The 5,024-nt window shown below is 28.9% G+C and carries 7 protein-coding genes; 6 read left to right on the forward strand and 1 reads right to left on the reverse strand.

Translation table 11 applies throughout. The features are described 5' to 3' along the window. Positions 1-132 precede the first annotated feature (132 nt). From thiS to tenA, 6 genes are read left to right on the forward strand one after another with little or no spacing between them, the layout of a single operon-like run. Positions 133-327, forward strand: coding sequence for a sulfur carrier protein ThiS (gene thiS, locus WC168_RS09205; protein WP_066160251.1), 195 nt, complete (start codon positions 133-135; stop codon positions 325-327). Beyond that, positions 327-1,127, forward strand: a complete 801-nt coding sequence (gene thiF / locus WC168_RS09210; RefSeq protein ID WP_372618841.1) for a sulfur carrier protein ThiS adenylyltransferase ThiF — start codon at positions 327-329, stop codon at positions 1,125-1,127. Before thiS ends, thiF begins: the two co-directional genes overlap by 1 nt. 15 nt (positions 1,128-1,142) lie before the next feature. Then, on the forward strand, positions 1,143-1,913 hold the full coding sequence (locus WC168_RS09215; RefSeq protein WP_372618833.1) for a thiazole synthase: 771 nt from the start codon (positions 1,143-1,145) through the stop codon (positions 1,911-1,913). Positions 1,914-1,945: 32 nt separating this feature from the next. Then, positions 1,946-3,058: a 2-iminoacetate synthase ThiH gene (thiH, locus tag WC168_RS09220; protein ID WP_125297095.1), complete on the forward strand. Its 1,113-nt coding sequence runs from the start codon at positions 1,946-1,948 to the stop codon at positions 3,056-3,058. 1 nt (position 3,059) lies between these two features. After that, positions 3,060-3,644, forward strand: coding sequence for a thiamine phosphate synthase (locus WC168_RS09225; protein ID WP_372618835.1), 585 nt, complete (start codon positions 3,060-3,062; stop codon positions 3,642-3,644). An 11-nt stretch (positions 3,645-3,655) separates the two neighbouring features. Then, positions 3,656-4,336, forward strand: a complete 681-nt coding sequence (gene tenA, locus WC168_RS09230) for a thiaminase II (protein WP_372618837.1) — start codon at positions 3,656-3,658, stop codon at positions 4,334-4,336. Positions 4,337-4,386: 50 nt separating this feature from the next. Here tenA and WC168_RS09235 read toward each other — a convergent pair whose 3' ends face one another. Next, a complete protein-coding gene (locus WC168_RS09235) occupies positions 4,387-4,845 on the reverse strand; it encodes a hypothetical protein (RefSeq protein WP_372618839.1) in 459 nt (152 codons plus the stop codon). Positions 4,846-5,024 lie beyond the last annotated feature (179 nt).

The raw sequence follows: 5,024 nt of genomic DNA on the forward strand, positions 1-5,024 counted from the left end.
ATGTTGTTATATCTAAAGTCATAGACTGTAAAAAGTAAAAGATTTGAAGTTAGTACTTCAATCTTAAAAGAATATATTTTTTAGCTAAAAGCTAGGTTATATATTCATAAATTTATTATACGAGGAATTAAGATGAGAGTAAACAATGAAGAGATTTTTATAGAAAAAGAGATAAGTTTGTATGAACTACTTATCTCTAAAAATTTTGAACCATCTAAAGTTGCTGTTGAATTAAATCAAAAAATTGTTCCAAAAATTGAGTATGAGACTACTTTTTTAAAAAATAGCGATGTTTTAGAGATAGTTTGGTTTGTTGGTGGCGGATGATAAATATAGAGCTAAACGGCAAAAATATTCAAACAGAGCATAAATCAGCTTTTGCTTTAAGAGATAGTTTAAATAAAAATGCAATTATTATATTAAATGGTTTTATTTTAGAAAAAGATTTGCAAATAAATAGTGGTGACTCTTTGGTGATTATTGAAAAAGGAAAAATGCCATCAAGTGATGAGTTGGAAGCTACAATGGTGTCAAGACACACTCCAAAAGTTCATCAAAAAGTAAAAAATAGCAAAGTTGCTATTGCTGGACTTGGTGGACTTGGCTCTAATATTGCTGTTATGTTAGCAAGAATTGGAGTTGGAGAGCTTTTATTAATTGATTTTGATATTGTAGAGCCTAGCAATTTAAATAGACAAAGCTACTATATAAAGCACTTAGGTATGAATAAAACAGATGCACTAAAAGAGCAGTTAAAAGAGATTAACCCATTTATCAAAATTATTACAAAAAATATAAAAATAGATGAATCAAATCTAAAAGAGCTTTTTGCCTCTTACGATATTATTTGTGAGGCTTTTGATAAAGCAGATCAAAAAGCAATGCTTATAAATGGTATTTTGCAAAATTTTCCAGATAAAAAGATAGTCTCTGGTTCTGGAATGGCTGGATACGATAGTTCAAACAAAATTTCTACAAAAAAAGCACTAAAAAATCTATTTATTTGTGGTGATTTAGAAGCAGAAGCCAGAGTTGGAATGGGACTTATGGCTCCAAGAGTAACTATTTGTGCTGCTCATCAAGCAAATATGATTTTAAGGCTTATTTTAGATATTTACGATGTATAAAAATAGGAAAATATTATGAATGATATATTAAAAATAGGAAAATATGAGTTTAATTCAAGATTTATTTTAGGTTCTGGTAAATTTTCACTTCCACTTTTAGAAGCTGTTATAAAAAATGGTGAAGCTCAAATTATTACTTTGGCTTTAAGAAGAGCAAATAGTGGTGGTGTTGAAAATATTTTAGATTATATTCCAAAAAATATAACTCTGCTTCCAAACACTTCAGGAGCTATCAATAGCGATGAAGCTTTAAGAGTAGCAAGGCTTTCAAGAGAGCTTGGATGTGGAGATTTAGTAAAACTAGAGATTATTAAAGACTCTAAATATCTTCTACCTGATAACTATGAGACAATAAAAGCAACTGAAAAATTAGCAAATGAAGGTTTTACAGTTTTACCATATTGTTATCCTGATTTGTATGTAGCAAGAGATTTAGTAAATGCAGGAGCAGCTGCAGTTATGCCTTTGGGTTCTTTAATAGGAAGCAATAAAGGGCTTTTAACAAAAGAGTTTATTCAAATCTTAGTAGATGAGATAGACTTACCAATTATTGTTGATGCTGGAATTGGAAGACCATCACAAGCTTGTGAAGCTATGGAGATGGGTGTTGATGCTGTTATGCTAAATACTGCTGTTGCAACAGCAAATGATATTGTTTTGATGTCAGAGGCTTTTAAAAATGCGATAAAAGCTGGAAGAGCTACTTATTTATCAGGTCTTGGAAGAGTTTTAGATAAAGCCGAAGCTTCAAGTCCATTAACAGGTTTTTTGGGAGATGATAATTGAAAGAGATAAATCATCAACTCTTTTATAAAGATATGGAGGATATTGAATCTGATATTGAATCAATTATCACATCATCTATGCAAAATTTTAACTACTCAAAATATAGTAAAGATGATGTTAAAAGAGCCCTAAAAAAAGATAGATTAGATTTAGAAGATTTTAAAGCCCTACTTTCACCAAATGCAGAAGAGTTTTTAGAGATTATGGCACAAAGAGCAAAAGAGGAGACTAGAAAAAATTTTGGTAACTCTATTTTGCTTTTTACACCTTTGTATATTGCAAACTATTGTGAAAATGAGTGTACATATTGTGGTTTTAAAGCAACAAACAAAATAAAAAGAGCAACACTTACAACACAAGAGCTTGAAAATGAGTTACAAACTATTGCAAAAACTGGTTTAAAAGAGATTTTACTTTTAACAGGAGAAGCCAGAAGAAAATCAAGTGTTAGTTATATTGCAAGTGCTGTTAAACTTGCAAGAAAATATTTCTCAACTGTTGCTCTTGAGGTTTATCCTGTAAATTTAGATGAGTATAAACTACTTCATGAAAATGGAGCTGATTTTGTAGCTGTTTATCAAGAGACTTACAATAGAAAAAAATATGAAGATGTTCATCTTTGGGGTTCAAAAAGAAACTTCTCTTATAGAATAAATGCTCAAGAAAGAGCCTTAAAAGCTGGATTTAGAGGGGTTGCTTTTGGAGCCTTATTAGGACTTGATGATTTTAGAAAAGATGCTTTTGCTGCTGCACTTCACGCAACACTAATTCAACAAAGATATCCTCATGCAGAGATTAGTTTTTCAGTTCCAAGATTAAGACCATATATAAACAATAAAAACAACAACTCAAATGATGTTTATGAAAAACAGCTTCTGCAAGTTATGTGTGCATATAGAATTTTTATGCCTTATGCAACAATCACAATATCAACAAGAGAGCGAGATGTTTTTAGAGATAATGTTGTTGGTCTTGTTGCAAATAAGATTTCAGCAGGAGTTAGTGTTGGTGTTGGAGGGCATGATGAAGAGAAAAAAGGTGATGAACAGTTTGAAATATCTGATGAAAGAAGTGTAGAAGATGTTCACACTATGATTTTAAATAAGAGCTTACAACCTGTTTATTCAAATTTTATAAGAGTTTAAAATGGCAATTATTGTAACAAATCGAAAACTTTGTTGTGATGATTTTTTAAGAAGAGTTGAACTACTTGCTAGTTCAAAACCAAATGCAATAATTTTAAGAGAGAAAGATTTAGAAAATTGTGATTATGAATCTCTTGCAATAGAGGTTAAAAAGATTTGCCAAAAGTATGGTGTGGATTTTTTTGTAAATAGCTTTATAGATGTAGCAATAAAATTGAATATAAAAAATATTCAACTCTCTTTTGATGATTTTTTAAATTATCAAGATAGATTAAATAGCTTTTCAAATATCTATGTATCTATTCACTCACTAACTGAAGCAAAAACTGCCCAAAATTTAGGTGCAGATGCAATTATTGCTGGACATATTTTTGAAACTTCTTGTAAAGAGGGTTTAAAACCAAGAGGTTTGGCTTTTTTAAAAGAGCTTTATGAAAATATTGATACTCCTATTATTGCAATTGGTGGGATAAATGAGAAAAATTTTAAAAATGTTTTAAATAGTGGTGCAAAAGATTTTTGTATTATGAGTGAAGGTATGAAAACAGACACTCCAGAATCTTTTTGCGATAAATTTAAATTATAAAAGGAGTTAAAATGTCATTTTCAAGACAATTAAAACAAAAAGCTATAAAAGTTTGGGAAGATGGTTATAATCACCCATTTGTACAAGAGTTGGGAGCTGGGACTTTAGAAAAAGAGAAGTTCAAATTTTATTTACTACAAGATTATTTGTATCTTTTAGAGTATGCAAAAGTATTTGCAATGGCTATGACAAAAGCAGATGATGAGAAGATGCTTGGAAATCTTAGTGCTATTACAAAAGCAACTTTAGTTGATGAGATGAAACTTCACCATCTGTATATGAAAGAGTTTGGTATTAGTGATGAAGAGGTTAAAAATGTAAGAGCTAGTTTGTTTAACAGAACTTACACAGCAAATATGCTTGCAACTTCTTTAAAAGGTGATTTAGCACACACTTTAGCAACTGTATTTCCTTGTGCTTGGACATATTGTGATTATGGTAAAAGATTAAAAGAGCAATATAAAGATACTTTAGAAAATAATTTCTATAAATCTTGGATAGAAACTTACTCAGGAGTTGAGTTTGAAGAGTCATTTGAGTGGTTTTATGATGCACTTGATGAGCTTGTAAAAAACAGAACAGAAGCTGAAAAAAAAGTGGTTGAAGATATTTTTATATCAAGTGTTGAGTTTGAGTATATGTTTTGGGATATGGCTTATAATAAACAGATGAGTTATGTGAAAAACAATTAAATAGATTTAAAGATAGTAAAAGAAGAGTAATTTTGCTCTTCTTTTTTAAATTAACTTTTAGATAATTCTAGTTTTATAAATTCAAAGATTTCATTATCAATATTTTCAAATCCATCTTTTATAGATAAATTATCACCCAATGATTGAATAATATCATTTTCTATAATCTTTAAAGTTTTATCTTTAAATTTTTCTACTATATTTTCAAACTGTTGTAGTTTTGTTTTTGCTTCAAAAGAGAAAGGTTTTAAAACAATATAGCTTGAAGTTAGATTTAGCTGATTTAAAATATCAGATAAAAGCAAATATTTTTCTATATTACTTCCTACTCCAAATACAACAAAAACTTTGGTATCTTTTATAATTTCTTTTTCAATTAGATTTTTATCAAAATTCTTATCTTCTAGTGGAAGTAATTTTAAATCTAAATTGCCTAACTCTTTTTTTTTAAGATAGTTTAAAAAATTAATACCCGCTCCACCTAAACCTATAATTGTAACTTTTTTCATTGTTCACCTTTTTTCAAATTTATAAATACAGTTTAACAAATAGTTGCGACATCTTGTGTCGCAAAATCTATTAAGTTCTACTTTCTAAAATCTTTTTCTTATATTTTAAAATATCAGTTAAAATACTATCATCTGCAACACCTAAAATCTTATTTCTTAAAGTATTTGCTTCATCTTTA

Origin of the sequence: Aliarcobacter sp., from assembly GCF_041672065.1 — a bacterium.
In the GTDB taxonomy this organism is placed as follows: Bacteria; Campylobacterota; Campylobacteria; order Campylobacterales; family Arcobacteraceae; genus Aliarcobacter; species Aliarcobacter skirrowii.

Bases quoted from the DNA above. Each gene is read 5' to 3' on its own strand.
- thiS (WP_066160251.1), top strand. From the start codon at position 133: ATGAGAGTAAACAATGAAGAGATTTTTATAGAAAAAGAGATAAGTTTG.
- WC168_RS09215 (WP_372618833.1), top strand. From the start codon at position 1,143: ATGAATGATATATTAAAAATAGGAAAATATGAGTTTAATTCAAGATTT.
- thiH (WP_125297095.1), top strand. From the start codon at position 1,946: ATGGAGGATATTGAATCTGATATTGAATCAATTATCACATCATCTATG.
- WC168_RS09225 (WP_372618835.1), top strand. From the start codon at position 3,060: ATGGCAATTATTGTAACAAATCGAAAACTTTGTTGTGATGATTTTTTA.
- tenA (WP_372618837.1), top strand. From the start codon at position 3,656: ATGTCATTTTCAAGACAATTAAAACAAAAAGCTATAAAAGTTTGGGAA.
- WC168_RS09235 (WP_372618839.1), bottom strand. From the start codon at position 4,845: ATGAAAAAAGTTACAATTATAGGTTTAGGTGGAGCGGGTATTAATTTT.